This window comes from Myxococcus sp. CA051A (assembly GCF_013336705.1).
Lineage (GTDB): Bacteria > Myxococcota > Myxococcia > Myxococcales > Myxococcaceae > Myxococcus > Myxococcus llanfairpwllgwyngyllgogerychwyrndrobwllllantysiliogogogochensis.
The window spans coordinates 15,332-41,066 of sequence record NZ_JABUMS010000010.1; the positions used below are offsets into that span (position 1 = coordinate 15,332).

Below are 25,735 nucleotides of genomic sequence, written 5' to 3' on the forward strand. Positions count from 1 at the left end.
CGCCGCCCGGGCTCACAGGCCGTGACGGGCGACGGTGTCCAGCGGGGACGAGGCGTGCAGGGCCACGCGGAAGGTGGTGCCCACGCCCACGGACGACTCCACGGAGATGTGGCCGCCCAGCGCGGTGACGATGGTGTCGCAGATGGACAGGCCCAGGCCCGTGCCCAGGCCCGCGGACTTGGTGGTGAAGAACGGGTCGAAGATGCGGCGCAGGTGCTCCGGAGGGATGCCGCCCCCCGTGTCGCGCACCTCCACCAGGACACGGTCGCCGTCTTCCGGCCGCGTGGTGATGCGAATCTCGTTCGTCTCCGACTGGCCTTCTTCAATCGCGTGCGCGGCGTTGATGACCAGGTTGAGGAACACCTGGAACAGCTTGCCCTCGTTGCCACGCACCGGAGGCACCACGCCGTAGCTCTTCACCAGCCGCGCCCGGGGACGCACCTCGCTGGCCGCCATCTGCGCCACCGAGTCGAGCACCCGGTGCACGTCCACCGGCTCCTCGCGGTTGTCCTCCACGCGGGAGAAGACGCGCAGCTGGCGGACAATCTGCCGCATCCGCTCGGCGCCCTCGCGTGCGTCGTCCAGCACCTGGCGGCACTCCACCAGGTCATCGGGCGTCAGCGGACGCGCGCGCGGGCCCACCGTGGCGTGCAGGAAGTCCAGGTTGGAGAGCACGTAGGCCAGCGGGTTGTTCAGCTCGTGCGCGATGCCGGCGGCGAGCAGGCCCATGGAGGCCATGCGGTCGGCGAGGATGAGCTGCGCCTGGGAGCGCTTCCGCTCCGTGAAGTCGCGCGCCATCGTCACCCAGGCGGGAGCCCCGTCGAAGACGACGGCCAGCGTCACCAGGTCCGCCACCACCGTCTCGCCGTCGCGGCGCACCAGCGGCACCTCCACCGCGCGCGCCGCCCGTTTTCCCTCCAGCGCCTGGCCCAGGTAGAGCTGCGCCGCGCTCCGGTCCTCCTCGCGCACCAGCTCCAATACGTGCCGGCCCACCAGCTCCGACGCGTCCCGGTAACCCAGGTACTGCACCAGCGCCGGGTTCACCGACAGCAGCACGCCGTCCCCCACGTGCACCATGACGGGGTCCGGGAAGGCTTCGATGAGCAGGTGGACGCCGGCCTCGGTGCGCCGCAGCGTCGTCTCCGTGCGCACGCGCAGCGCCTTGTCCGTGCGCTGCTCCAGCGCGAGCGACAGCGTGCCCGCGGCGCCCGACAGGAGGTTGACCTCGATGGGCCCCCAGGGCCGCGCCTCGCGACAGTTGTCGAAGCCGATGACACCGAAGAGCTGCCCATGCACGTGCAGCGGCAGGAGCAGCACCGAGCGCACGCCCTGCGCCTCCAGCATCGGCCTCAGCACGGGCGTGAAGCTCCAGGGCAGGCCCTGCACCGGCTCGCCGCGAATCAGCGCGGAGGCCTGCTCGGGCAGCAGCGCCTCCAGGAGCGGCAGGCCGTGCATGTTCGGGTCCTCCAGGTTGGGAGGAATCCCCGGCTCGCACCACTCCGCGCGCTGCGAGGCGAGCGGCGCGCCTTCCGCGCTGCGGTGCATCTCGAAGACGTAGACGCGGCTGGCGGCGGACACGCGGCCCAGCGGCTCCACCACGGAGGCGTACAGGTCCACGGGGAGCTGGTGCGGCATCATCCGCCGCTGCACCTCCACCATCGTCTCCAGGTAGCGCTCGCGCGTGGCGACGGCCTCCTCGGCCCGACGGCGGGAGTCGATGTCCAGCAGCGTGCCCACCACCTCGCCAGGCAGGCCCGGCACGCTCCGGGCGGCCAGCACCACCCACCGCGCCTCATCGCCCACGGACAGGCGCAGCTCCTGGCGCGCGTCGGGCAACCGCTGCGTGGCCACCGCCTCCAGCAGGGTCCTCGCCGCCTCGCGGTCCGGGGGGTGTACGGCCTCCAGCAGCGGATGGCCCTGGAACACCGCGCCGAGCGTCCCGGTCAGCTTCTCCCAACCGGGCCCCAGGTAGGCGACGCGGCCGTGGGCGTCGAGCTGGAACACCACCTCGCTGAGCAGCCCCTCCAGCACCTGGAGACGCCGCGCCATCGCGGCCCCGCTGTCTGGGGATGACGAGGGTGCTCGGGAGGAATGGCCACCCGCGCTCGCCTCGGGAACCGGTACCGGGGCCTCGACACGCCCCACGTCCCGCCGCTCGTCTGCCACTTCGGCCTCCTGCGCCCTCGGCGGGGGTCCAGCGTCCAGGCAGCGCACATGGCTGCCAGAAGCCTGTCCAACACCCTGTGCCCCTCCCGGTGGCGACGTCTTCTCCAGCATAGAGCCGGCGAATGTCGGGAAGTCAATGAAGGCGGAGAAGGTTCACTCCTGGTCGCCCGGTTCCCACCCGCCCGGAGCCCCCGAGCGGTGGCGCTGGCGACGGTCCCCGAGCACACGGGCGGGCACCCCACCGACGACGGCCCAGGCAGGCACGTCGCGAGTGACGACGGCGCCCATGGCCACCACGGCGTGGTCCCCCACCGTGACGCCATCCGTCACGCCCGCGTTGGCACCTATCCACACATCCGCGCCCAGGGTGATGCCCTGGGAGGTGACGGGCTGGTCTCGCACGGGGCGGTCCGGGGCGAGGCCGTGGTCGAAGGCATAGAGGGTGGCGCCGGTGGCGATGCGGGTGCCCTCGCCGATGCGGATGCCGCCGGCGCCGCCGTCCAGGCTCACGCGGGCGTTGAGGCTCACCCGGGGCCCGAGGACGACGGGGCCGTGGACGAAGGCATCCGCGGCGATGCTGCACCCGGGGCCGATGACGACCGCGCGGCCGGGCTCGGCGAAGATGCGCGCCTCCGGGGCGATGAAGCAGCCCTCGGCGATTTCGACGGTCTCCAGCTCACGCAGGCGCTCCTGCACCTCGCGCTGCCACGCGTCCGCCCACTCGCGGTGGCGCGGCTTGAGGGAGAAATAGAGCCACGGCATCCACGAGAGCCGGAGCTTGTGCTGCTCACGGCGGAGCGCGTCCAGGTCCACGCCCCCTGCCTACCATGAGCCCCGGGGGTTCGGGGTGGGCGAGCAGGCGGGGGCTCAACCGTGCCGGGACTCCACGGTGAAGTGGCAGCGCTCGCGCTCGGCGGCGATGACGTCGGTGTCGACGGGGACGGGCTCCAGGCGCAGGACGACGTCATCCGGCTCCCAGCGGTAGGGCTCGCCGTTGAGCGACACGCGGCCCTCGGCCACGGCGCGCGTGGCTTCGAGCAGGGGCAGGTGGGCCAAGTCTCTCATCATCGCCTCGAAGCGGCCCTGACGCGCGGGGTCCACGAAGCGGAAGCGGGCCCGGGCGACCACGGCGAGGTGGTACCACATGGGCCGTGAGGCCACGCCGGCGAGGCCGAGTCGTTTGGCCATCAGCACGAACATCTCGGTGGCCTCGCGCGCGAGGCCGAGGCCGGGGACGTCCTGGCCTGGGAGCTGGGGGCGACGCTCGCTGAAGCGCGCGCGGGGATGGCGCAGGCTCAGCCAGTTGACGAAGAAGAAGGGCTCGCCCGCGATGGTGCGCCGCTCCACGACGGCGTCGACGAGCAGGTGCTCCTGTCCGCCCGCGCGGCCCAGGACCTTGATGCGGTCTCCGACGCCGGTGGAGCCCACCTCGACACGCGGCCGGCTGTAGCCCAGGCGCTCCACCTGCCACAGCAGGCCATAGCGGAAGAGGGCGTACTCCAGTGACTGCGCGGTGTAGTAGCCGAGCACGCGGGGCTGCAACGTGCCGCCCAGGCCGAGCGAGCCCTCCAGGTCCTCCAGCGTGAGCGGCTCATCGAGCGGCTCGCCTTCCTGCGAGAGCAACCGGGAGATGCGCTGATAGCGGGCGCTCAGCGGGTCATAGCGCGCCTTGATGCGGCGGCCGCCCATGCCGGACAGCACGAGCACGGTGCCAGCGAAGACCTTCCAGGACTCGGCATGGTAGCCGCCGCCGGGGAGCCACACGCTGGGCACACCGCGCAGCGTGCGCGCCAGGAGCTGGTCTCGTCGTCGCGCGCCTTGCACGGTGAGGCCCACGCGTCCGAAGCGATCACCCGCGAGCACGTCGCAGCCGGCGATGACGAAGGCGAGGTCGGGCTTGGGCATGCGCGACAGCGTGGCCTCGAGCAGCGCGAGGTAGCCGTCGTCGGTGATGCCCTCGGGCACGCGCGTCTCGTCGACGCCTTCGGGCAGCGAGCCCCAGTCGCTGCCGGACAGCGAGCCAATCCAGACCTTCGGATGTCCGGCCAGACATTCCGCCGTGCCGTCGGGAGGGTGGGCGTCGAGGTCGAGGACGACAGTCTGCCCTTCGTAGCCATCCGCGTTGAGGGAGGCGAGCGCGATGGCGATGTCGTTGACGGCGCAGAAGCCGCCGCCGCGACTGGGGGCGGCGTGGTGGAAGCCGCCGGACATGTTCACCACGGGGCCACGGCGGCCGAAGGCGAGGCGCGCGGCGCCGAGGGTGCCGCCACAGACGAGACGCACGTTGGACAGGAGGGTGTCCACGGGCACTTCGGACGGGTCCACGGCGTAGATGCGAGCCAGGGTCTCCGGGAGGCTGAGTGACTCCAGGTAGGTCGCGTCGTGGACGCGGGACATCTCCGCGTAGCTCACGGGCCTGGGCCGGTAGACGTCCGAGGGGCGGACGACGTGCTTCTCCAGCAGGTACCAGGTGGTGAAGTCGACGCCGCGGGGTTCGACGCCGACGGTGGACTCGATGCCGGTGAGGGGGAGTCGGTAGTCCTCTTCGTAGAAGATGGGGACGTGCTCGCTGCGCAGCGAGGGGAACCACCGACCCAGCCAACTCCAGACGCTCATGCCGCGAACCTCGCGGAAGAGGGGAACGGTCGCGGTGGGGAGGGACGGGAGAGACAGCGCACGGGGCCGTGACTTTCGCCCAGAGGGCGCCTCGTGGGGGCTTTTTCGTGAGGCACAGGGTGGGGCGCGTTCATGCCCGACGCTGGGACCGACGCCCTCTCGGTCTCCTGGAGGCCGAGCAGCCCCGCTGGACGAGTCGTTGGCCTACTTCTGCACGGAGAGGATGAGCCACCGGCCGACATCCACGGCGTAGACGATGGGCGTGTCCGAGAGGCTGGGTCCTTGAAGGTCGCGACACGCATCCGCGCGAACCGCGAAGCTGACGAAGACGATCTTCTCAGGACCAGGAACAGCGGTCACGTCGTAGGACTCACGGCGCAAGGCGCAAAGCTCGGTGGGGGTCGCGTCTCGCGGAGGCTTGGTTCCCAGGGGAAGAAAGTCCTCCATGGCGAAGGCAATGGCCGCCGCGATGGGACCAGGGAGCACGTGTTGCCCTTCCGTGGGCAGGACGACGGGGAACTTGTAGTGCGCTGCTTCCTCAGGCGTGACCTTCGCGGGTCGAGGGCTTGAGCGAAACAGCGCGCACCCCGACAACAGAATCAGCCCGAGCGATACCAGCGACATGCGACCCATGCGTCCACCACTACAACATCTGCGCCCTTCGAGGACTCAATTACCTGTCATTCCACCTCGCGCCGCGTCTCTTCACGCAAGGCCGGGCTGCGGCGGCGCAGTCCGCGCGCCACGAGCGCCGTCAGCAGCGCCCACGCGAGCCCCGCCACCCAGCCGCCCAGCACGTCCGTGGGGTAGTGCACCCCCAAGTACACCCGTGTCAGCCCCACCAGCAGCGGGAGCAGCAGCGCCACCATGAGGATGTATGCCTTCACGCGCCTGCTCTCCGCGAGCTGCGCCAGCAGCGCTCCCAGCGTGAGGTACACGATGGCCGACAACATCGTGTGTCCGCTCGGGAAGCTCGTGGTCATCACCTGCTTCAGGTGCGGCACCACCGAGGGTCGCGGCCGGGAGAAGAACTGCTTCAGCGCCCCGTTCAGCAGCGTCCCACCCACCGTCGCCACGAGCACCAGCAGCAACGTCCGATAGCGCCGCACCAACACCAGGAAGCCGCACACCGCCAGCGTCACCAGGAACAACACCGGCGCGCCCCCCAGTGACGTCACGTCCTCCGCCGTGAGCCGCAACCACCACGGCCCCCTCGGCACCAGCGGGTCCTCCGGACTTCGCAGCGCACGCAACACCCGCTCGTCGAAGTCCTGCGTCTCCCCCTCCGACACCTCGTCCGACAACGCGATGAACCCGAGGCAGCACACGCCCAGCAACAGCAGCATCCCGAAGAGCCGCGTCACCGCCACGTTCTGCTGGGACATCCTCGCCCACAAGCCACGCCACATATCCGTGGCACTATGCCTGGGCTCACGCACGGAGGCCCGCGTGACTTACGGACTGTCGTCTCGTGGGCTCCGGCCCCATCACCGGAACCCACGGACACGCATCAGGGCTCCAACGGAAACGGCATACCGGAACTCGCCTCTCCCTCGGGCTTCACCACCGCGAGCGACACCCGCTCCGCTCCGGAGCCCTTCGCCAGTTGCATCACCTTCTTCACGTCCCCATACGTGAGCGACTGGTCCGCCTTGAGCAGCAGGCGCCGCCCAGGTTCCTGCCGCAGCACAGCCTTGAGCTTCTCCTGGAAGACACGCTCGTCCGGATAGGCGTCGGACTCCACGAACAGCTTCCGGTCCGGCGTCACCGAGAGGACCAACGGGTCGGGCCCGTCCTCTTTCTCGATGTGCTCCGCCTGCGGAAGCACCACGTCCTTGCCTCGCGTCATCATGGGCGTCACCACCATGAAGATGATGAGGAGGACGAGCACCACGTCGACGAGGGGCGTGACGTTGATGTCACTCTTCACTCCACCCCGGCCACCACCGATGGACATGCCCATGCGCGACTGCTCCTTGCAGGAAGGGACAGCCTCATGGGTACACGGGCACGAAGACCCGTTGGCGGGCGGACGTCCCGCGTCGGGTCATCGTTCCGTCACGACATGGGAGAACTTCTACCTGCCCAGCCGGAGCCGGTCCTGCCCCGCGCTGCCCAGGGCCGCGCCGAACACGCAGAAGAAGTGCAGCACGAGGCCCGGAAAGATGAAGAACCAGTACCCCGCGCCGACGAAGCAGAACCACAGGATGGCCCGGAACAACTGGCCCTTGTAGAGCTGGCCCAGGCCCGGGATGAAGAACGACAACACCCCGGCAATCAGGGAGTTGAAGCGGCGCTCGCGGATGATGTCGGTGGTCATGACGGCCTCCAGTCCTCCGCTCTTAAAAGCGGGCTCCCCGAAACGAAAATCCCGCCCGTCCCTCAGGGCACCGGGCGAGCAGACGGGGCCGGCGTCAACACCATCCCATCCAGGACACCATACGCATACGCCGCCGCGAAGACATAGGCCCCCACCAGGTACGTCACGTTGAGCGTCCGCGCCGTCCCCGCGTCACTCGCGCTGTAGCGTCCGTCCGCCCCCCGCATCGAGAGCGAGGTCCCCAGCGAGACTCCCGCCACCACGAGCCCCAACCCCTGCGTCACCGCCAGCGCCGCCCCCATCCCCGAGCGCCCGTGCTTGAAGTGCCCCACACCAAAGGGCGCCAGATACCAGGCGCGAGTCAGCGTCGGCGAGGCAGGCACCTCGACCCGTTGCACGGCCTCGACGATGGGTGTCGGCGGCGGGAGCAGCCGAGGACGCCGCTCCGCGCTCAGCTCCGCGATGCGCGTCTGGTGCTGAGCACGCGCGTGCTCCACGAACGCAAGGAAGTCCGGCGGATACAGCAACGGGTCCAGCACCGAGTCACCGTGCACGGCCAACCCTCGCACCACCTCATCCTCCGCGCGGGCGAGCTCTTCTTGCGCGTGGAAGGTGGCCGCGAGCAGCAGGTGCGCCTCCGCCTCCAGCACGTCCCCATCGAGCCGCAGCGGATAGAGCAGGGACTCCAGCTCGGCACGGGCCCGCGGCAGCTCGCCGGACTGGTAGGCACCGCGCGCGCCGTCGAGCGGGGACGCCGCGAGCACCATCATCACCAGGGCCGCGCTCATCACGGCGTCACGTCCAGCGCCACTTCGAGACGACGACCCGCGACCACGTCCACCTCTCGCTGCAAGGGCAGCGCACCCGCGCGGCGCGCCGTCACCGTGTGTCGCCCATGCTCGACCGGCACCGGACCCGAGAGAGGCGCGACGCCCACCTCCCGGCCGTCCACGAAGAGTCGCGCACCCTCGGGAGCGAGGATGAACACCTCCGCCTTGCGCAATGACAACACCACGTCACGCGTCACCGTCTCCCCGGGAGCGAGCGTCACCTCCACGTCGACCTCGTCACACAGGGAGTTGACGAAGCGCAACTGGTAGGTCCCCGCTGGCAGCGAGAGTTCACGCACGCGAGGCGTGTAGCCCCGACTCTCGCCGTTCACGAACACCTCCGCCCACGGGCGCGCCGTCACCTTCAGCACCGCGGGACGCGCGGGGACCGAGGTTCCCACGCCAGGACCTGTTGTCGTCGGCACCGGCGACGGAGAGGCTTCAGCGCCGAGGGGTCCCTCGTCCGGGCTTTTCGTCGGCACTGGGGACTGGGAGGCATCAACGGCCTCCCTTCTCGTCGAACGTCTCGTCGGCGCGGGCTTCGCGGAAGCCACTTCCCCCGAACGACCCCGTGCTCGCCAGGCCTCTCGTATCTGGCGCTCTGAGTTCGGAGCAGGCACCTCATCGTCCGTAGGCGCGCCAGGCAGCGTGGCGGCGGAAGTGGAGGAGGCATCAACGGGCCGCTGCTCTGGAGCCACCTGCCCTGACGGAGACTCCGCTCCACGCGACGGCGTCTCACCTTCGACTCCCTGGGGCGCCCCCGTCGCGATGGGGTCATCATCGGCCCGAGGCGCAGACCTCGCGCGCTCGCCAGGCACGGTGACGCCCGCCACCTCCACACCGAAGGGCTCAACCCCGCTCCGTCGAGCGAGCGTCCATCCACCCCACCCCACCGTCGCGCAGAGCACGAGCCCCACGCCCACGGCACCAGTCCTCCACCCGGAGCGCCTCGGCCGCTCGCGCAGCAACGCCACCACCTCGGCGGAAGTCGGCTCCAGCACCAGCGCGGCGTTGAGCACCTTCGCGGCCCGCGCACCCTCGCCGCGCGCCAGCAGTCCGCGCCCTTCCCCCAGCAACCGCTCGAAGCGCGCCCGGCGCCACTTCGTGACACCTGCCACCGGATTCCCGAAGAACTCCCGAGCCACATCCGCGGGAGGTCCCACCCTTCGCTGGAGCAACTCCTCCAACTCCGACGCCAGCACAGCCCCGTCACGAGGCCTGTCCCGCACGTCCTTCGCCAGACACCGTGCCACCAGTGACGCCAGCGGCTCGGGCGTTCCCGGCACCACCTCCGTCAACGACGGCGCCTCCTTCGTCATCACCGACGCGGCCAGGTGCGCCGCGCCCTTGCCCGCGTGCGGCGTCGTGCCCGAGCACAGCTCGAACAGGATGACACCCACCGCATACACATCCGAGGCGGGCGAGTACGCGCCCGTGTCGATGCGCTCGGGCGCCATGTACGGCAGCGAGCCCGTCACCGCGCCGGTACTCGTGAGTCGCTCCTGGTCCTCCAGCGCGGCGAGGCCGAAGTCCGCCAGCTTCAGCGGCCCTCCCTCCGCCACCAGCACGTTGTCCGGCTTCACGTCGCGGTGGACGATGCCGTGCGCGTGCGCCGCCGCCAGCGCCCGGGCGAGCTCCCAGCCCAGCACCATCACCGCCTCGGGCGGCACCGGCGAAAGCCTCCCCGCCAGCGCGCGCAGGTCCTCGCCCCGCACCCACTCGCAGACGAGGAACGGACCATGGGCGCCATCCTCGCCGTAGTCGTGGACCTCCAGGACGTTGGGATGGTGGAGGGAAGCCGCAAGCTCCGCTTCCCTGCGGAAGCGCTCCGCGCGACCCGTGCCGCCTCCCGGATGCATCCGCTTCAATGCCACCGGGCGCGACAGCCGCAGGTCCGTGGCCAGGAAGACCGTGGCCATTCCCCCACGCCCCAACTCCCGATCGAGTCGGTAGCGGCCCGCAAGCACCTCACCCGTCATCACCCGGGCATTCTCGGGGAGCGGGCCCCCGCGAGCAACTCGGGGATCACAGCGACAGCCGACAGGCCTTCGTGTCCCCCGCCTGCTCGCAGGCCCCCACCGCGCCCCCAGGACAATCCCGGTCCAGCCGGCAGGGCTGCCGACACCGCAAGGCCGCCCCCGACGACAGGCACACTCTACACGGCGAGCAGTCCATCGAGTTCTCGCAGACCTCCCCCACCGACGCCGGCGCGCCCGAGCACGCCTGCACGCACAGCCCGTCCGGAGCGCACTGGTAGCCCGGCTCGCAGAGGCCGCCACCTGCATTCGGGTTGCACTTCTCCTCGCACCGCAGCCGCTCCCTGGGACACCCCGCGAAGGTGGGACATTCGAGCGAGTCCACGCACGCCTCCCCCAGTCGAGGCCCCACGACACACTCCTCGTTCGCGCACCGTCGCCCAGCCCGACACGTGAAGTCCGACGCACACGTCAGGGTGCACTTCGAGTCCTCGCAGGCCGCGGCCGAATCCGCGCACTCACACGCCCGCGAGCACGCACCGCCCACCGCCACCGTGCTCGAACACCCCGCGTCCGGCGTCCCACACCCCGTGCCCGTGCAGCCCGCGTCCGGCACCTCGCACCCCGTGCCCGTGCAGCCTCCGTCTCCGGACGTCGTCACCGGCACACAAGCAGTCAGCGGCTCGGCAGCCTGGGGCACCGCGCCACAGCCGTACCCCGGACGAGCACAGTCCTCGCCACAGGCCCGCAGGCACTGCCCCAGCTCCGTCGCGCACACGGTGCCTCGCGGACAGTCCCGCGCCTCGGAGCACTCCCGCAGGCAATACCCGCCCGGAAAGCCCAGGCCACAGGACAGCCCGTCGCCACACTCCGAATCCGCGCCACAGGCCTCCCCCACCCGCTCCGAGTCCACGGGCTCACAGCCACCCCGCACACAGACCTGTCCCTGGGAACAACCCTGGGACTCGTCGCAGCGGATGCGGATGTCGAGCGGACAGCCCGGCGCGACGAGCAACACGAGCGCGGGCAGCAATAAGAGCAGGAGGAGGCGGCGCATCACCAAGGCCCGGTCGACTCTACGCGGAGGGAGGCTCGAAGCGCAGCCCCCCACACCGAAGGGCCCCGTGCTCCCGACGCGGGAACACAGGGCCGCTTCCGCTCACTACATGCAGGTACCGAGGACGCCCGGCGCGGAGAAGCACTGGCCGCTCTTGCAGTGCGCGTTCTCCGAGCACGGGAAGCCAAAGGCACCCGGGCTGCAGAAACCGAGGACCGCGCCCGTGAAGGGCTTCACGCAGCTCCACGACGAGGGGCAGTTCGAGTTGTCACGGCAAATCCCCTGCATGCAGAAGCGGCCCTTGTTGGCCAGGTAGCCGTCGTTGCACACCGCGCCGCCCAGGCCCGTGGGGCACGCACCGTCCTCGGCGCACGGCGCGAAGCTGGCGCAGTACGGCTGCCGCGAGCCGTCGTCATCCGGGTCCAGACAGACGGAGTAGTTGTCGCAGCCATCCTTGAAGTCGCTCGTCTCCGGGTTGCACGAAGGCGGGTTGGCCGGAGGCGCCAGACTGCACAGGCCCTCGATGCAGACCTGGTTGCTCAGGCACTGGCTGTTGGAGGTGCACGTCGGCACGTTCTTGCTCTTGCAGTAGGAGGCCAGGGTGCCCGTGTCCTCGGCGTCGCAGTACTGGTCCGCCGCGCAGTTGGCGTTCGACTGACAGCCAAGCGCACACAGGCCGTTGAAGCAGAACTGCCCGGAGGGACAGGACTTGCTCGCGCTGCACAGCGCGCCACTCTGCTCGCTGGGGTTCTCGTCGGGCCCCCCGCCGTCATCGTCCTTCGTGCTGCCACAGCCCACGACCGCCAACGCCAGGAACAGCCCCATCACGAAATGCTTCATGTTCGTCTCCCCGAGGTTCGGTTGCACCGTGGCGGCCCTCCGCCAGCGTGCGATGACGACCCCCATCGCAACGGGCGTGCCGCGGCCTCGCGAGACACCGAATCGCCCCGATTCCACGGGGTTGCATGACGGCCCCGGCCCTCGGAGGACCCGGCGCCGGGGGAAACGTGCCAGGACTGGCACGCGGACAGGGCCTCCCGAGGAGGCGGCCTGTCAGTCCCCCTCGCCCAGGTAGCGGAACAGCGAGCGCAGGCCGATGCCCAGCGCCGCCGCGGCGTCCTTCTTGCTGCCGCCACAGCGGGCAATCGCCTCGCGCACGTAGCGCTGGACGAACGCCTCCCGCGCGTCCTCCAGGGGAACCATCGGCGTGGCGTCACCGCCCAGCTCCAGGTCCTCGGGCCTCAGCAGTTCGTCCGTCGCCAGCACCGCCGCGCGACGCACCCGGGACGCCAGCTCCCGCACGTTGCCGGGAAAGGGATGCCCACGCAGCGCCTCCGTGGCCTTCTGCGTGAAGCCTCGCGCCTTGCGCGACTCCTGCGTCAGCACGTGGTGGGCGATGAGCAACACGTCGTCACCGCGCTCTCGCAGCGGCGGCACATCCACTCGCACTTCCTCCAGCCGGAACCGCAGGTCCGCGCGGAAGCCGCCGCGTCGCACCGCCTCCTCCAGCGCCACGTGCGTCGCCGACACCACGCGCACGTCCACCTTGCGCGGCTGGTGCTCACCCAACCTCGTCACCTCGCGCTCCTGCACCACGCGCAAGAGGCGCGTCTGGAGCGACAGCGGCATGTCCCCAATCTCATCCAGGAAGAGGGTGCCTCCGTCGGCCGCCTCCACCAGTCCCGCCCGCTCCGAGCCCGCGCCGGTGAAGGCGCCACGCGCATGGCCGAACAGCTCGCGCTCGATGAGGCTCTCCGGCAGCGCCGCGCAGTTGATGGCCACCAGCCGTCCGCGCCGCCCGCTGCGCCGATGGAGCGCCCGCGCCACCAGCTCCTTGCCTGTCCCCGTCTCGCCTTCGATGAGGACGTTGAGCGGGGTGGGCCCCAGTCGCTCCACCTGACGGTACAGCGCGCGCATCGCCGGGGACTCGCCGATGAGCCCTTCGAACGTCGCGGCTTCGATGCGACGGGTGAGGCCGTCCACTTGCGCGCGCAGCTCCGTCAATTCGCGCCGGGTCGACAGGAGCAGCGCCGTCAGCGAGCAGAGCGCCATGGCCTCCTCCAGCTCCACCGACGAGAAGGCCGGCGCACCGAGTCGTCGCCCCAGGTACACCACCGACAGCGGCACCGACTCCACGCGCAGCGGCACCACCAGCGCGGAGCCCAGCCGCAGGGCCTCCAGGCTCGGCGCCCTCGCCAGCGCCGCGTCCGCTTCCACGTCCGCCACCCGCACCGGCGCGCCCGACGTCAGCACCCGGTCCACCAGGCTGTCCACCACCGCCGCATCGGGGCTGGTGCCCGTGGCGCACAGCACGCGCCGGGGCCCCTCGCGAGAGTCCGCGGTGACGAGGAAGCCCACGTCCGCGCCCACCACGTCGGCGAGCCCCCGCATCGCCACCTCCAGCAGCTCCAGAGGAGGGCGCTGCACGAGCAGCCGCGAGGACAGCTCCGCCAGCACCGCCACCAGCCGGCCGTCCCGCCGAGGTGCCACCTCCACCGCGTCGCGTGCGACGGGCTCCACCGCGTCGACGAGTTCCAGCTCCACCGTGCCCACGCGGAAGCGGTCCCCGGGTTCCAGCGGCGCCAGGTCCACGCGCTTGCCTCGGACCTTGATGTCGCAGCCCTTGCCCGCCGGGGACACGCTCCAACCTCGCGCGTCGCGGAACAGCAGCGCGTGGCTCGGCTTCACGCCGGGCGCGCTGAGCACGGCGTCGCAGGTGGCATCAGAGCCCACGGAGACGACGGGCTTGTCCAGCGGGAGACGGCGGCCGTCGGGGAGGACCAGGAGCTGGGGCATGGCGGGAGCGGAGCGACTCTGTCGCATATCAGGAATGTGGGAGGCGGGCGCGTGCGGGGCCTGACGCTCCCTCCAGCGAGGCATTGTCCGGACGCATCCGGCTGCTATCACAGGGCCCCCGGAAGGAGCTTCCCATGGCCATCGCCACCATCGACCCGACGACGGGCAAGACGCTGCGCACGTTCAACGCCCTCACCCCGGCCGAGCTGGAGTTGAAGCTCCAGCTGTCCGCGGACACGTTCCGCGACTATCGCCAGACGTCCTTCGCCGAGCGCGCCCGATGGATGCGCCGCGCCGCGGAGTTGCTGGACGCGGAGGCGGAGCGCTTCGGCCGCATCATGACGGAGGAGATGGGCAAGCCGCTGGAGGCCGCGAAGGCCGAGGCTCGCAAGTGCGCCACCGCCTGCCGCTACTACGTGGCCAAGGCGGAGGGGCTGCTCAAGGACCGGCCCATCGAAGTGGGCGGCGACACCGCCTTCGTCCGCTACCAGCCGCTGGGCCCGGTGCTGGCCATCATGCCGTGGAACTTCCCCTTCTGGCAGGTGGTGCGCTTCGCCGCCCCCGCGCTGATGGCGGGCAACGTGGGCCTGCTCAAGCACGCGCACAACGTCCCCCAATGCGCGCTCGCGCTGGAGGAGGTCTTCCTGCAGGCGGGCTTCCCGGCCGGCTCCTTCCAGACACTGCTCATCGAGACGGCGGACGTGAATCGCGTCATCGAGGACCCGCGCGTGCGAGCCGTGACGCTCACCGGCAGCGAGGCCGCGGGCCGCTCGGTGGGGGCGTCCGCGGGCAGGTCCCTCAAGAAGGTGGTGCTGGAGCTGGGCGGCAGCGACCCGTTCGTCGTCATGCCCAGCGCGGACCTGGACAAGGCCGTGGAGACCGCGGTGTCCGCGCGCCTCATCAACAACGGCCAGTCCTGCATCGCCGCCAAGCGCTTCATCGTCGCCGAGCCCATCGCCGCCGAGTTCGAGCGCCGCTTCGTGGAGCGCATGAAGCGCGTCACCGTGGGCGACCCCACGGACCCGAAGACGGACGTGGGTCCCCTGGCGACGGAGGGCATCCTCAAGGGCCTGCACGCGCAGGTGGAGCAGAGCGTGAAGGCCGGGGCGCGCCTGCTGCTCGGCGGCAAGCCGCTGGAGCGTCCGGGGAACTTCTACCCGCCCACCGTGCTCGCGGACCCGCCCCCCAACGCGCCCGCCTTCCATGACGAGCTGTTCGGCCCGGTGGCCACGTTGCTGCGAGCGCGCGACGTGAAACACGCCATCGAGCTGGCCAACGCGACGCCCTTCGGCCTGGGCGCCAGCGTGTGGACGAAGGACGCGGCGGAGCAGCGCCAGTTCATCGACGGCGTCGAGGCGGGCATGGTGTTCGTCAACGAGATGGTCGTCTCGGACGCGCGGCTGCCCTTCGGCGGCGTGAAGAACTCCGGCCACGGGCGCGAGCTGGCCGACCTGGGCATCCACGAGTTCCTCAACGCCAAGACGGTGCGCGTGGCCAGCACGTCCGGAGGCGAGTCGTCGCCCAGGGGCCGCGCCCTCAGCGAGTAACCCTCAGCGCGTGCGCACCCGGTCATCGGGCGGGCGGTGGACCTCCTCCAGCGCCTGCGTCACGGCCTCCACTTCAGAGCCCAGTTGCTCCACGCTCTGGCGCAGGCCCAACCCGGCGATGTCCTCGCCGGCCGCGTCCGCCGAGCGCACCCGCAGCACCTGCGCGTACAGCCCCTCCAGCGTGTAGTAGAGCCGCGTGTGCTCGGCCTCCAGGCGGTCCGCCGCCGTGGCCAGCTCCGCGCGCTGTTCCCGCTGGGCGTCGAGCGCCGTCAGCGCGCCTCGCAGCCGCTCGCGCACCACCGCGTCCTTCTCCGCCTCCATCCGCGCCGCCAGGGCCTGCCGCTCCTCCTCCAGCCGACGCGCCTCCTCTGGCGTCGCGAGCGCTCGCAGCTCCCGCTCCCGGCGCGCCAGCGCGTGACACCCCTGGCGCAGCGCCTCCACCGTGCGCTCCGGCGCATGCACCACCTCGCGCAGCACCGCGGGCCCCTGGCCCAACTCCGCGAGCAGTCGCGAACACAACGCGTCCACCCGGGCCGTCCTCGGGTCCTCGGGGGCTCCTGAGACCTCGGCCTGCTTCTCCGGTGCCTGCTCCGGCAGCCGGGGCCCCTGCTCATCCGAAGGGCGCTTCAGGTACTTCGCCGCGACGAGGAAGAAGCCCAGCGCCACGAAGACGAGCCACCACAACCGCCGGGGCTGCCCCATCGCCAGGAACAGGCACGTGGTCGCCACCGCGATGAAGGCCGCGGCCTTCCCCGGGTCCCTGGAGCGCTGGGAGGAACGCCGGGTCCGCACCGCGTTGCTCGCGGCCCGCCGGGCCTCCTTCCGCCACTGCTTCTCCCACTGCCGTCGCACCTTGCGAGGAGGCAGGCGACCCGTCTTCCGGACCCACGCCTCCACGGCCGCATCCTCGCGTGCACGCCCTTCCGACAGGGCACCCTCCAACCTGCGCAGGCGCTCGTCCTGAAGCTGCGGGGAGGGAGGCGGAGGTGACTCAGGAATGCGGGGCACACGGTACGATAACGACTTCACCTCGCGACGAGGGAGGGTGAGACTTCGGGGCTAATCCGGGGAAATGCTCAATCGTTTGCATTCTCCCTGGAAAAGGCCCATGAGATTGCGTCCGCGGGGGGCACAAGGGGTTCGGTGTCGTGGAGAGCATGGAGGAAAAGGGGGAGCGCGGGGAGTTGGGCCCTGACGCCATCCGCGCCCTGCGTGGAGGGCACAGTCGTGCTGCCTTCGCCCGCATGCTCGGTGTCACCCCGCTCACCGTGTACCGCTGGGAGCTGCCGGAGTCGGCGCCCCAGGCGCGCAAGCCCCGAGGTCGGGTGGCCCAGTCACTGCGCCAGCTGCTGGGCGCCGGTGGCCTGTCTGGTGTGTCCCGGCTCCCCTCCCTGTCCCGTCAGCCCCTGCGTCCCGAGGAGAGCGTCCGGCTCCAGCCCTGTCTGGAGCGCCTGAAGCGGGCGGAGTGGCGCGCGGCGGAGGAGGAGCTGCTGGAGCTGGGGGCCTCGGGCGTGTTGAAGACGCCGGGCGCGCGGGCCCTGGCGGCGGTGGGACTCGCCCACCTTCAACGCTGGGGACGCGAGGACAGCCGGGGCGCCTTCGCCACGCTGCTGCCGCACCTGGGCGAGGCCGAGACGGGCCTGTTGCCGGAGTGGGTGGAGCTGCAGGTCCACGCGCTCGCGGCCAACCTCTACGCGTCACCGGACGGCAAGCTGTTCGACGCCACCAGGTCCGATGCGCACGTCGCTCGCGCCGAGGCGTTGATGGCGGAGCATCCGGACGCGGACGCGCGCTGCCTGTTGCGCATGGCGCAGATGGCGGGCGCCTTCTACCTGGGTGAAGCCGAGCGGGTGGCGCGCTACTCCGGCCGCGTGGCGGAAGCGCTCGCGGGTGTGACGGACCCGGCGCTGCGCCTGCTGGCCGAGGACATCTGCGCGCACGAGGAGGCCATCCGGGGCGAGGCCACGCAGGCCACGCGGCGCTTCCGCGAGGTGGCACAGGGCGCGGCGCGGCTGGGCTATGCCTTCCTGGAGGCGCGCAACCTCGCCTTCCTCGCGCAGCGCCGCCTGGATGAGGCGTGCGAGCCGGAAGAGGCGCTCCTGCTGGTGCGCCGCACGCGCGAGGCCGCGTACGGCGGACGCATGGCGCGGGGCTTCTCCTTCATCTTCGCCGCGCGCGCGGAGGCCGAGGCGCTCCTGCGCCTGGCCCGCTTCACGGAAGCCGAAGCGGTGCTGGACGAGGCCGACGCGGTGGTGGCCGAGCTGAGCTGGACGCCGCTGCACCTCGCGGTGACACGCGCGCGGCTGTGGCTGACGACGAGCAAGCCCGCGGAGCTGCGCCGGCTGGCGGCGAAGCTGTCCGCGTATGACGGCTCCATCCAGCGCTCCCTCACCGGAGCCTATGCCCTCTTCGTGGAGGCCATGGCGGACCTCTCCAGTGGCCCCGCCGAGCACGCCGCCGCGGGCTTCGCCGCCGCCGGTGCGCGAAGCATGGAGCTGGGTGGCTGGCCCTACCTGCGTCGCGAGTGTCTGCTGTACGAGACGGCCGCGCGCGTCTACGCGGGCCACCGCGAGGAGGGCCGCGTGGTGCTGCGCCGCACGCGCGCCTTCCTGGAGCGGATGCCGTCCGCGTGGCACTCGGCGCTGCTGCACCGCTTCGAGGCCTTGTTGCTGGTGTTGGAGGGTCGCACCCGCGAGGCCCGCGAGTTGCTGGAGGCGTCGCTGGGCACGTTCCGCCTCTCCGGCGACGTGTGCATGGCGGCCTACACGCGCAACCTCCTGGCGTGGCTGGCGAAGCACGAGGGAGACCCCGCCGCCGACGAGCTGCTGGCCGCCAGCGAGGCGGAGTTGCGCCGCCTGGGAGGCATGACGCCGCCACCCAACTTCATTCCCCCCTCGGTGCGTCCCCCCAGCGCGAGCGCTCCGGGCACCGACAGCACCCCCCCGACGCGACTGGGCGCGGAGGCGCTGGTGGTGCCCTTCGAGCGGCTGTCCGTGCGCGGCATGGGCGCGCCCCTCATCCAGCGTGAGCTGCTGGGCGTGCTGGAGGGCCTGTTCCCCGGCTGCGCGCCGCGCCTGGAGGAAGTGGACTCCCAGGGCCGCATCACCCTGCTGGCGGGGCTGGGCACCGTGCCGAGCACGGACGAAGTGGAGTTCGGTGACGGCTGCGGACGCAGGCTGCGGCTGGGCGTCGCCGGGCCCCTGCCCGCGGATGGCCGCGCGCTGCTCACCGCGCTGTCACGGCTGGGCGGCTTCGCGCTGGAGGTGGCGACCCTGCGCGGCTTCGCGACGGTGGACGTGGAGGCGCCGGGCCCCAACGAGTCTGCGGCGGAGGAGACGGCCCGGGACGCGGAGCTGCCGGGCTTCATCGCCGCCTCGCCCTCCATGAAGCGGATGCGCGTGGAGCTGGCGCGCCTGTCCGCCAGCCGCTCCACTGTCATCGTCACCGGCGAGTCCGGCGCGGGGAAGGAAGTCGTCGCGCGAGCGCTGCACGTGCTGTCCACCCGCTCGCAGCGCCCCTACGTCGCCTTCAACTGCGCCGCAGTCCCCAAGGAGCTCTTCGAGGGACAGCTGTTCGGCTACCGGCGCGGCTCCTTCACCGGCGCGGCGTCGGACCACCCGGGAGTGCTGCGCGCGGCCCACGGCGGCACCCTCTTCCTGGACGAGATTGGCGAGCTGCCGCTGGACGTGCAGCCCAAGCTCCTGCGCGTGCTGGAGAACGGGGAGGTGTTCCCCCTGGGCGAGACACGGCCGGTGGAGGTGGACGTGCGCGTGGTGGCGGCCACGCACCGTGACTTGAGCCAGCTGGTGCGCGAGGGCCGCTTCCGCGAGGACCTCTACTACCGGTTGCAAGTGGTGCCGGTGCGAGTGCCGCCGCTGCGCGAGCGCCGCGAGGACGTGGTGGCGCTGGCCAGGCACTTCGTCCGGCAGCTCACGCCCGAGGGGCAGACACCGCCGAGGCTGGGACCGGATGCCCTGGCGACGCTGATGGCCCACTCCTGGCCCGGCAACGTGCGCGAGCTGCGCAACGTCATCGAGCGCTCCATGGCCTACGGGCCGCTGCCGACGGTGCTGGGGGCAAAGCAGATGCGCATCGCGGGCTGAGGGTTGAGGAATCATCCCCAACCCGCGATGCGCCCCGCCCTGTTTCCCCACACCCCTGTGGGAACCCTACGAAGGCTCTGGAAGAGGTCACGCTCCGGGCCGAGGAGGGGGGGAACCGCGGCCCGAAGCGCAGTGCTGCTTCCAACGTAGCCTCTAAAAGAACACACCCACGGGCCAAAGAGGGGGGAAGCTTCGACCCCGGGTGCCGGGACCACTCGAGAGCGGTCACCTGTTCAAATCGTGTGTCGCCAGCCTCCGAAGAGGTCCGTCGCTCACTGACCATTCGTTAAGCACCATACGTGCCAGCCCTTAGGCCAATGGATCTGCTCAATGGAAATCATCCGATCGGGTAGGCAAAGGGAGCAGGTATATCCAATGGGGCGGGTGGGACATCCGTCCGGCCCTATCCGGATATGGCCTGACGCCCTGCGAGCGGGGAGGCGAGCAGGCCGGCTGATGGCCCGGTTGAAACTGGATGAGGGGGCTCGGGCAGCGGGTGGGGTCGAAGTGGGTTAAGGGGACCGCGATGACTCACGCCGCCTCGTCACGTCGGTTCCAGGCCTTCAGCGTCGGAGTGCTGCTCTTCACGTTGGGGGTGATTCTGTGGGGGGCCTTCGTCCGGGCGACGGGCTCCGGCGCGGGCTGCGGTGACCACTGGCCGCACTGCAACGGCGAGGTGGTGCCCCGCGAGCCCACGGTGCAGACGCTCATCGAGTACACCCACCGGGTGACGAGCGGCCTCGTCATGCTGCTCGCGGTGGCCCTGTGCGTGTGGGCCCTTCGAGCACATGCGAAGGGGCACCCGGTGCGCAAGGCGGCGAGCTGGGCGCTGTTCTTCATGCTGACGGAGGCCCTCGTGGGCGCCGGCATCGTGTTGCTCAAGTACGTGGCGGACAACGCGTCCCTGGGCCGCGCGGTGTGGATGGGCGTGCACCTGGTGAACACGTTCCTGCTGGTGGGCGCGCAGACGCTGGTCATCTGGTTCGCCCGGGGGCGCGCGCCGCTGACGTTCCGGGGCCAGGGGTGGGTGGGCGTGCTGGTGGGCACGAGCGTGGCGGGCATGTTGCTGCTCGGCGTGAGCGGCGCGGTGGCGGCGCTGGGCGACACGCTGTTCCCCTCGGAGACACTGATGGAGGGGCTGCGCCAGGACGTGTCCGACACGGCGCATGTCTTCATCCGCCGGCGAATCCTGCACCCGGTGCTCGCGGTGTCCATGGGCGCGTTGCTGGTGCTCATCGGACGGTGGATGGCACGGCTGCGGCCGTCGGCCGAGGTGAAGCGGGCCGCGCTGGCCATCAGCATCCTCTACTCGGTGCAGCTCATGGCGGGCCTGGTCAACGTGGTGTTGCTGGCGCCGGTGTGGCTGCAGTTGGTGCACCTGCTGCTGGCGGACTTCGTGTGGATGGCCGTGGTGAGCCTGTGCGCGGCGGGGCTCGCGGCCGATGCGCCGAGGACGGAGCCTGTGGTGGAGACGGTGTCGACGCACGCGTCGCCCGTATAGCGGCTCAGCGCGACTCCGACTCCGCGCGCAGCCGCAGGCCCTTGGGAACGAGGACGCGGCCCACGGCCTCGAACGCGCCGCTGACGAGCAGGGCGAGCACGGCGGCGGGGATGGCGCCTTCGAGGATGAGGCGCGTGTCGTCCAGGCGGATGCCGGTGAGGATGGGCTGGCCATAGCCGCCCGCGCCCACGAGCGCGCCGAGCGTGGCGGTGCCCACGTTGATGACGGCGGCCGTCTGGATGCCCGCGAGGATGGAGGGCGAGGCCATGGGCAGGTCGATGCGCCACAGCCGCGCGAGCGGAGGCAGACCCAGCGCCTCCGCGGACTCGCGCACCTCCAGGGGAATGCCCGTGAGCCCCGAGGCCGTGTTCCGGACGATGGGCAGCAGGCTGTAGAGGAACAGCGCGGCGATGGCCGGCCGTGAGCCGATGCCCAGGAGCGGAATCATCACCACGAGCAGCGCCAGCGAGGGGATGGTCTGGATGACGCCGGCGAGGCCGAGCACGCCCTGCCCGAGCCGGGGACTGCGCGCGGCCAGCACGCCCAGCGGCACCGCGAGGGCCAGGGCCGCGAGCAGCGAGACGCCGACGAGGAACAGGTGCTCCCGGGTTCGAAGCCAGACGCGGGAGGCGAGCCCCTCGCCGCGAACCACGGTGGAGACGCCCAGTGTTCGCGAGAGGAAGTCGGAGGCCACCTGCGCCTCGGGCACACGCTCCAGTCGCGCGCGGGCATTGAGCTTCACCATCTTCTCTTCCGACAACGTGCCCGAGAGTCGCAGGATGGCCGCCAGGGCCTCCGGAGCGCGCGACTCAAAGTCCGCGCGGTAGAGGAGCACGGCGTCGTACGCGGGGAAGTGGTGCACGTCGTCCACGAGGACGCGCAGGCCATAGGCGGCGATTTCAGCGTCCGTGGAGTACAGGTCCGTCACCTGGACGGAGCCCGCATCCAGGCCGCGATAGGCGAGGTCATGGTCCAGGCCGCGCACGTCGCGCTGCGGGAGGCGGTAGCTGTCTCGCAGCGCGGGCCAGCCGTCACCGCGCTCCATGAACTCGTTGCTGAAACCGAAGCGCAGCTCGGGGTGGGCGCGCAGGTCGGAGATGGTGCGGATGCCCAGGCGTTCGGCCTCGGCCTCCTTCATGCCCAGCGCATAGGTGTTGTTGAAGCCAAGCGGCGCGCTCATGCGCAGGCCCTCTTCGGCCAGCGCGACGCGAAGGGCCGCGTCGTCGGGCAACTTGCGCCCGGAGAGCAGCTCCTGTCGCAGCGTGCCGGTGTACTCGGGATACACGTCCAGCTCGCCTCGGCGCAGCGCTTCCCAGAGGACGGCGGTGCCACCGAGTTCGCGCCGATGCCGCACGCTCGCGCCAGTGCTCCGCGCGAGCTGCGTCACCATCTCTCCGAGGATGACGGACTCGGTGAACTTCTTGGAGCCCACGCGCACGTTGGGCTCGCCGTGGGTCGTGCTCGCGCGCTCGCAGGAGGTCAGCACCAGCGAGAACATGAGCAGCAGCACGAGCCCCATCGGTGCGCTCCATACCGTGGAGCATGCTCTCCGCGCGCTCATGCCGAGGCCCCGTTCCCCGGAGCCAGCCGCTGGGCCTGGATGAACCGCGTGACGAACGGGTCCGTGGGACGGGTCTCCAGGTCCACGAGGCTCCCCTGTTGCACCACGCGCCCTTCACGCATGAGCACGATGTCGTCGCCCAGGAACCCCGCCTCCGCGAGGTCATGCGTCACCAGGACCACCGTCTTGCGCAGCCGCGCGAAGATGGCGCGCAGGTCCGCTTGCAGCTCGTGCCGCACCAGTGGGTCCAGCGCCCCCAGCGGCTCGTCGAGCAGCAACACCTCCGGGTCCAGCATGAGCGCGCGCATCAACGCCACCCGCTGACGCTGTCCCCCCGAAAGCTGCGCCGGATAACGCGCGAGCGCCTCGGCGGGAAACCGCGTCAACTCCACCAGCACGTCCCTCCGCTCGCGAGTCCGCGCGGCGGACCAGCGCAGGTGCTGGGCCATGAGCGTGACGTTCTCCTCCCCCGTCAGGTGCGGAAAGAGCCCGCCCCCTTGAAGCGCGTAGCCCACCCGATGACGCAGCGACAGCAACGCCTTCGCATCCGTGGGCAGGGGCTTGCCCGCGTAGAGCACCTGGCCCGTGTCCGCGTGCAACAGCCCGTTGAGCAGGCGGACCAGCGTGGACTTCCCGCAGCCGCTCGGCCCCAGCAGCACCGTGGTCCGCCCCGTGGGCAGCGTGAGGTTCAGCGAGTGCAGCGCCTGCGTGGTGCCAAAGCGCTTGGAGACATCCTGCAAGGCGTACACGAGGCGGCCCCTTCGCGCGAGACGGTGGAGTCAGGGTACGGAGAAGGCACCATTGCAGACCGCGGGAAACGCGGGCTCGGCGGATGCCAGGAAGCTGCACGCGGCGAACAGCGCCCGGTCATCCCACTGCATGGCGCCCGTCCAGACGACGACCGGCCCACGGGGAGAAGGCGCCGTGAAGCGCATGCACCGCGAGGGCCGCTCCTCCAGGAGACACGCCACCTCCTCCACGGCGCTCGAGCCGGGCAGCGCCGCCCTCAGCTCCGCCACGCTCTGGTCCCTCCAGCGCGCCGTCACCTCGTCTCGCGCGGGCCGGTACACACTCCACACGAGCGATGCGTCGTCACAGCGGATGCGGCCCGCGCGACTGGTGGACAGGGAGGGCTGGCAGCCTTCGGGCACCGCGAGCGTGCGCCACGGCAGGCGGGGCGGAAGCAGCAGCGCCGCCTCATCCAGCGACTCACCCTCCGGATTGCCGTGCGCCGCGAGATACTCCAAGAGTTCCAGACACCGCGTCAGCGCCGGCTGGGCGTTGTTCTTCGCGACACACCCCAGCTCGCGCTGACGGCCCAGCGACCCCGCCACCGAGACGAGGTAGCCCCCCGCGCGACACGAGGCCGGACCCTCCAGGCCCGCGTCCCCCACGTCACACAGGGCGAAGCGGGCCGCCGGCCACGAGCGCTCCGCGAGCGGCAGCGCCCCTTCCGCCACCACCACGCCCTCCCCCAGTCGCTCCACCAGACGCGCCCTGGCGAGCGTGAGCACTCGCGCGGCGGGCACGTCCTTGCGCTCGACGAGCCACACCGTCGCGTCACCACACGGATAGATGCGCGAGCTGGCGCTGTCGGGGACGGGCGTGCACCCCGCGAAGAGCGCGCGGGCATCCGGCAGGAAGGGGCCCGCGGGAGTGGCTCCTTCGGGCGACACGGGCGGCACATGCGGCGCGGGTGTCGTGCACGCGCCCAGCACCATGAACCCCGAGACCATCATCCACTTCCAGGCATTCGCCATGCGTCGGGATAGGCACCCGCCGACCGCTGCGTCAACCCAGGAGAGTTCCCGGCGCCCGGCGTCGCACACACGTCCGAGCACATCCGCCGCCCGAGCTGAAACACCGGCGCGGTGACACCGGGCCCCCCGAGTCACCGCGCCCATGGTTTTCGAGAGCCCGTGCGGCTGTCAGCGGCGCAGGGTCTTCTCGAGCTCCTTGGCCATCGTCTCGTTGCTCGCGATGCCCTGGCGCGTCTTGCTCAAGAGGGCGCTGAAGGCGGCGTCGGTCTTGTATTTGTCCATCCCGTCCTTGGCCAGGTCCTGTCCCTTCTTGCCGTCATCGGCGACGCGCGTGAGGAAGCCCTTGTCGAACTCCTTGCCATTCTTCTCGCGGAGCTTGTCCAGCTCCTTCTCCGCCTCGGTGATGGCCTTGTTCAGGCGCTCGTCGACGCCCTCCATCTTCTTGTCGTAGCCCTCCTGCATGCCGGGGGTGACACCGGAGCCGCCGGTGCCGGGAGGCCCGGCCAGGTCGACCGTCGCCACCTCGATGGACTTGCTGTCGGCCCACGCCTTGAGGTCGGACAGGTGCTGCTTGTGGTCCGTCACCAGCTTCTGCGCGAACTGACGCACCTGCGGGTCCTGCGTCTTCTCCAGAGCCATGTTGCCCAGCGCGATTTGCTTGGCGTCGAAGAGGGCCAGCTTGCCGACGTACAGCTCCTTCTCGGCCGCCGCCTCACCAACGCGCTTGTCTTCCTTGTGGGCCTTCTTGGCCTCGTCTTCCGCGAGCGCGGTGCCCGTCATCGAGCCGAACACCAGCGCCGCCGCCAGGGCCGCCACACCACCACCACGAATCCTTCGAGCCATGCCGTCCTCCTGGACAGGGAATGCCGGAAGCTGGGTCAGCCCCCCTGCCTCGGCAATCGCCGCTCGCAAGCACGCCCCTCCCTGGAGCAGCACGCTTCCGTGCGCTGCCCGAAGTCGGGGCCTGGCTTCGTACCGGAGTGGACACGACGGCCTCGCCCGGGACGCGGACGCCCGACACACCTTCGTGCCGGACGCCGCGCTCCGTTGAGACGCCCTTCGACTCAGGCGCCGATGCGCACCGAGCCGAAGAACAGCTCCGCCACCGCCCGGGTGTAGGCGATGCGGTCCGCGCGCTGCGTGTACGTGAAGGTGTAGGCCTGCTTGTCCTTCACGCAATAGAACTGGAGCTGCGCGATTTTCAGCGCGCCCGCCTGGCAGGTGTACTCGCGCGTGAGGCCCTGCCGCCCGCCGAACGTCGCGGGCTTCTCACTCACGAGCGCGAAGCCCTGGGCGGACCGCTGCAGCTGCGGCAGCGCGCGTGCCGCCAGGTCCTTCGCCGTCTCCTGTCCCTGCCTGGGCTCGGCGGAGACCACGACGCTGGCCCGGAAACCTTCCTCCACCGGGCCCATGGCGACGACCTGACTGGCATCCGCCCAACCGTCGGGCAGGGGCATCGTGAGGTCGCCGTGTCGAATGGTGTTCGTGCTCATATCGTAGGG

The 25,735-nt window shown here is 71.1% G+C and carries 21 protein-coding genes; 3 read left to right on the plus strand and 18 right to left on the minus strand.

Annotated features, from left to right (window positions below):
• Positions 1 to 12 precede the first annotated feature (12 nt).
• The 12 genes from HUA74_RS27105 to HUA74_RS27160 all read right to left on the minus strand — a co-directional run bounded on the left by HUA74_RS27105 (position 13) and on the right by HUA74_RS27160 (position 13,761).
• On the minus strand, positions 13 to 2,049 hold the full coding sequence (locus HUA74_RS27105; protein WP_217443578.1) for an ATP-binding protein: 2,037 nt from the start codon (positions 2,047 to 2,049) through the stop codon (positions 13 to 15).
• Between the two features lie 270 nt (positions 2,050 to 2,319).
• Positions 2,320 to 2,979 carry an acyltransferase gene (locus tag HUA74_RS27110; RefSeq protein WP_174456881.1) on the minus strand — a complete coding sequence of 220 codons (660 nt, stop codon included), beginning with the start codon at positions 2,977 to 2,979 and terminating at the stop codon, positions 2,320 to 2,322.
• Positions 2,980 to 3,033: 54 nt separating this feature from the next.
• Positions 3,034 to 4,782 carry a histone deacetylase gene (locus HUA74_RS27115; RefSeq protein WP_141649322.1) on the minus strand — a complete coding sequence of 583 codons (1,749 nt, stop codon included), beginning with the start codon at positions 4,780 to 4,782 and terminating at the stop codon, positions 3,034 to 3,036.
• 204 nt (positions 4,783 to 4,986) lie between these two features.
• On the minus strand, positions 4,987 to 5,415 hold the full coding sequence (locus HUA74_RS27120) for a hypothetical protein (RefSeq protein WP_174456882.1): 429 nt from the start codon (positions 5,413 to 5,415) through the stop codon (positions 4,987 to 4,989).
• 47 nt (positions 5,416 to 5,462) lie between these two features.
• The gene (locus tag HUA74_RS27125; RefSeq protein ID WP_254625275.1) at positions 5,463 to 6,167 is read right to left on the minus strand and encodes a phosphatase PAP2 family protein; all 705 of its coding nucleotides are present in this window, start codon (positions 6,165 to 6,167) and stop codon (positions 5,463 to 5,465) included.
• Between the two features lie 125 nt (positions 6,168 to 6,292).
• The gene (locus tag HUA74_RS27130; RefSeq protein WP_174456884.1) at positions 6,293 to 6,745 is read right to left on the minus strand and encodes a biopolymer transporter ExbD; all 453 of its coding nucleotides are present in this window, start codon (positions 6,743 to 6,745) and stop codon (positions 6,293 to 6,295) included.
• Positions 6,746 to 6,859: 114 nt separating this feature from the next.
• Entirely contained in the window at positions 6,860 to 7,102 is a 243-nt protein-coding gene (locus HUA74_RS27135; protein ID WP_141649318.1) for a hypothetical protein, read from the minus strand.
• Between the two features lie 62 nt (positions 7,103 to 7,164).
• On the minus strand, positions 7,165 to 7,890 hold the full coding sequence (locus tag HUA74_RS27140) for a hypothetical protein (RefSeq protein WP_217443579.1): 726 nt from the start codon (positions 7,888 to 7,890) through the stop codon (positions 7,165 to 7,167).
• Complete coding sequence (locus HUA74_RS27145; RefSeq protein WP_174456886.1) at positions 7,890 to 9,911, minus strand: serine/threonine-protein kinase; 2,022 nt, start codon at positions 9,909 to 9,911, stop codon at positions 7,890 to 7,892. The genes HUA74_RS27140 and HUA74_RS27145 overlap by 1 nt, the downstream gene beginning before the upstream one ends.
• 46 nt (positions 9,912 to 9,957) lie before the next feature.
• Positions 9,958 to 10,965, minus strand: coding sequence for a hypothetical protein (locus HUA74_RS45930; protein ID WP_254625277.1), 1,008 nt, complete (start codon positions 10,963 to 10,965; stop codon positions 9,958 to 9,960).
• 105 nt (positions 10,966 to 11,070) lie between these two features.
• Complete coding sequence (locus tag HUA74_RS27155) at positions 11,071 to 11,805, minus strand: Dickkopf N-terminal cysteine-rich domain-containing protein (protein ID WP_174456887.1); 735 nt, start codon at positions 11,803 to 11,805, stop codon at positions 11,071 to 11,073.
• 213 nt (positions 11,806 to 12,018) lie between these two features.
• Positions 12,019 to 13,761 carry a sigma 54-interacting transcriptional regulator gene (locus HUA74_RS27160; RefSeq protein ID WP_174456888.1) on the minus strand — a complete coding sequence of 581 codons (1,743 nt, stop codon included), beginning with the start codon at positions 13,759 to 13,761 and terminating at the stop codon, positions 12,019 to 12,021.
• 134 nt (positions 13,762 to 13,895) lie between these two features.
• Here HUA74_RS27160 and HUA74_RS27165 point away from each other — a divergent pair, with 134 nt between their 5' ends.
• Positions 13,896 to 15,308: an NAD-dependent succinate-semialdehyde dehydrogenase gene (locus HUA74_RS27165; RefSeq protein ID WP_141648499.1), complete on the plus strand. Its 1,413-nt coding sequence runs from the start codon at positions 13,896 to 13,898 to the stop codon at positions 15,306 to 15,308.
• Between the two features lie 3 nt (positions 15,309 to 15,311).
• On the opposite strand, the gene HUA74_RS27170 is transcribed toward HUA74_RS27165, so the two are convergent.
• Positions 15,312 to 16,316 carry a hypothetical protein gene (locus HUA74_RS27170; RefSeq protein WP_371817313.1) on the minus strand — a complete coding sequence of 335 codons (1,005 nt, stop codon included), beginning with the start codon at positions 16,314 to 16,316 and terminating at the stop codon, positions 15,312 to 15,314.
• A 140-nt stretch (positions 16,317 to 16,456) separates the two neighbouring features.
• Here HUA74_RS27170 and HUA74_RS27175 point away from each other — a divergent pair, with 140 nt between their 5' ends.
• Both HUA74_RS27175 and HUA74_RS27180 read left to right on the plus strand, forming a co-directional pair.
• Positions 16,457 to 19,411: a sigma-54 dependent transcriptional regulator gene (locus HUA74_RS27175; RefSeq protein WP_174456889.1), complete on the plus strand. Its 2,955-nt coding sequence runs from the start codon at positions 16,457 to 16,459 to the stop codon at positions 19,409 to 19,411.
• 526 nt (positions 19,412 to 19,937) lie between these two features.
• Positions 19,938 to 20,912 (plus strand): heme A synthase, encoded by a 975-nt coding sequence (locus tag HUA74_RS27180; RefSeq protein ID WP_174456890.1) that lies wholly within the window; start codon positions 19,938 to 19,940, stop codon positions 20,910 to 20,912.
• Positions 20,913 to 20,916: 4 nt separating this feature from the next.
• On the opposite strand, the gene HUA74_RS27185 is transcribed toward HUA74_RS27180, so the two are convergent.
• The 5 genes from HUA74_RS27185 to HUA74_RS27205 all read right to left on the minus strand — a co-directional run bounded on the left by HUA74_RS27185 (position 20,917) and on the right by HUA74_RS27205 (position 25,726).
• Positions 20,917 to 22,410, minus strand: a complete 1,494-nt coding sequence (locus HUA74_RS27185; RefSeq protein ID WP_371817318.1) for a glycine betaine ABC transporter substrate-binding protein — start codon at positions 22,408 to 22,410, stop codon at positions 20,917 to 20,919.
• Positions 22,411 to 22,469: 59 nt separating this feature from the next.
• On the minus strand, positions 22,470 to 23,222 hold the full coding sequence (locus HUA74_RS27190; RefSeq protein WP_174456892.1) for an ATP-binding cassette domain-containing protein: 753 nt from the start codon (positions 23,220 to 23,222) through the stop codon (positions 22,470 to 22,472).
• 30 nt (positions 23,223 to 23,252) lie between these two features.
• Positions 23,253 to 24,233, minus strand: coding sequence for a hypothetical protein (locus HUA74_RS27195; protein WP_174456893.1), 981 nt, complete (start codon positions 24,231 to 24,233; stop codon positions 23,253 to 23,255).
• A gap of 168 nt (positions 24,234 to 24,401) precedes the next feature.
• Positions 24,402 to 25,076, minus strand: a complete 675-nt coding sequence (locus HUA74_RS27200; RefSeq protein WP_254613976.1) for a DUF4142 domain-containing protein — start codon at positions 25,074 to 25,076, stop codon at positions 24,402 to 24,404.
• Between the two features lie 221 nt (positions 25,077 to 25,297).
• Positions 25,298 to 25,726 carry a DcrB-related protein gene (locus HUA74_RS27205; protein WP_141643105.1) on the minus strand — a complete coding sequence of 143 codons (429 nt, stop codon included), beginning with the start codon at positions 25,724 to 25,726 and terminating at the stop codon, positions 25,298 to 25,300.
• Positions 25,727 to 25,735: the final 9 nt, after the last annotated feature.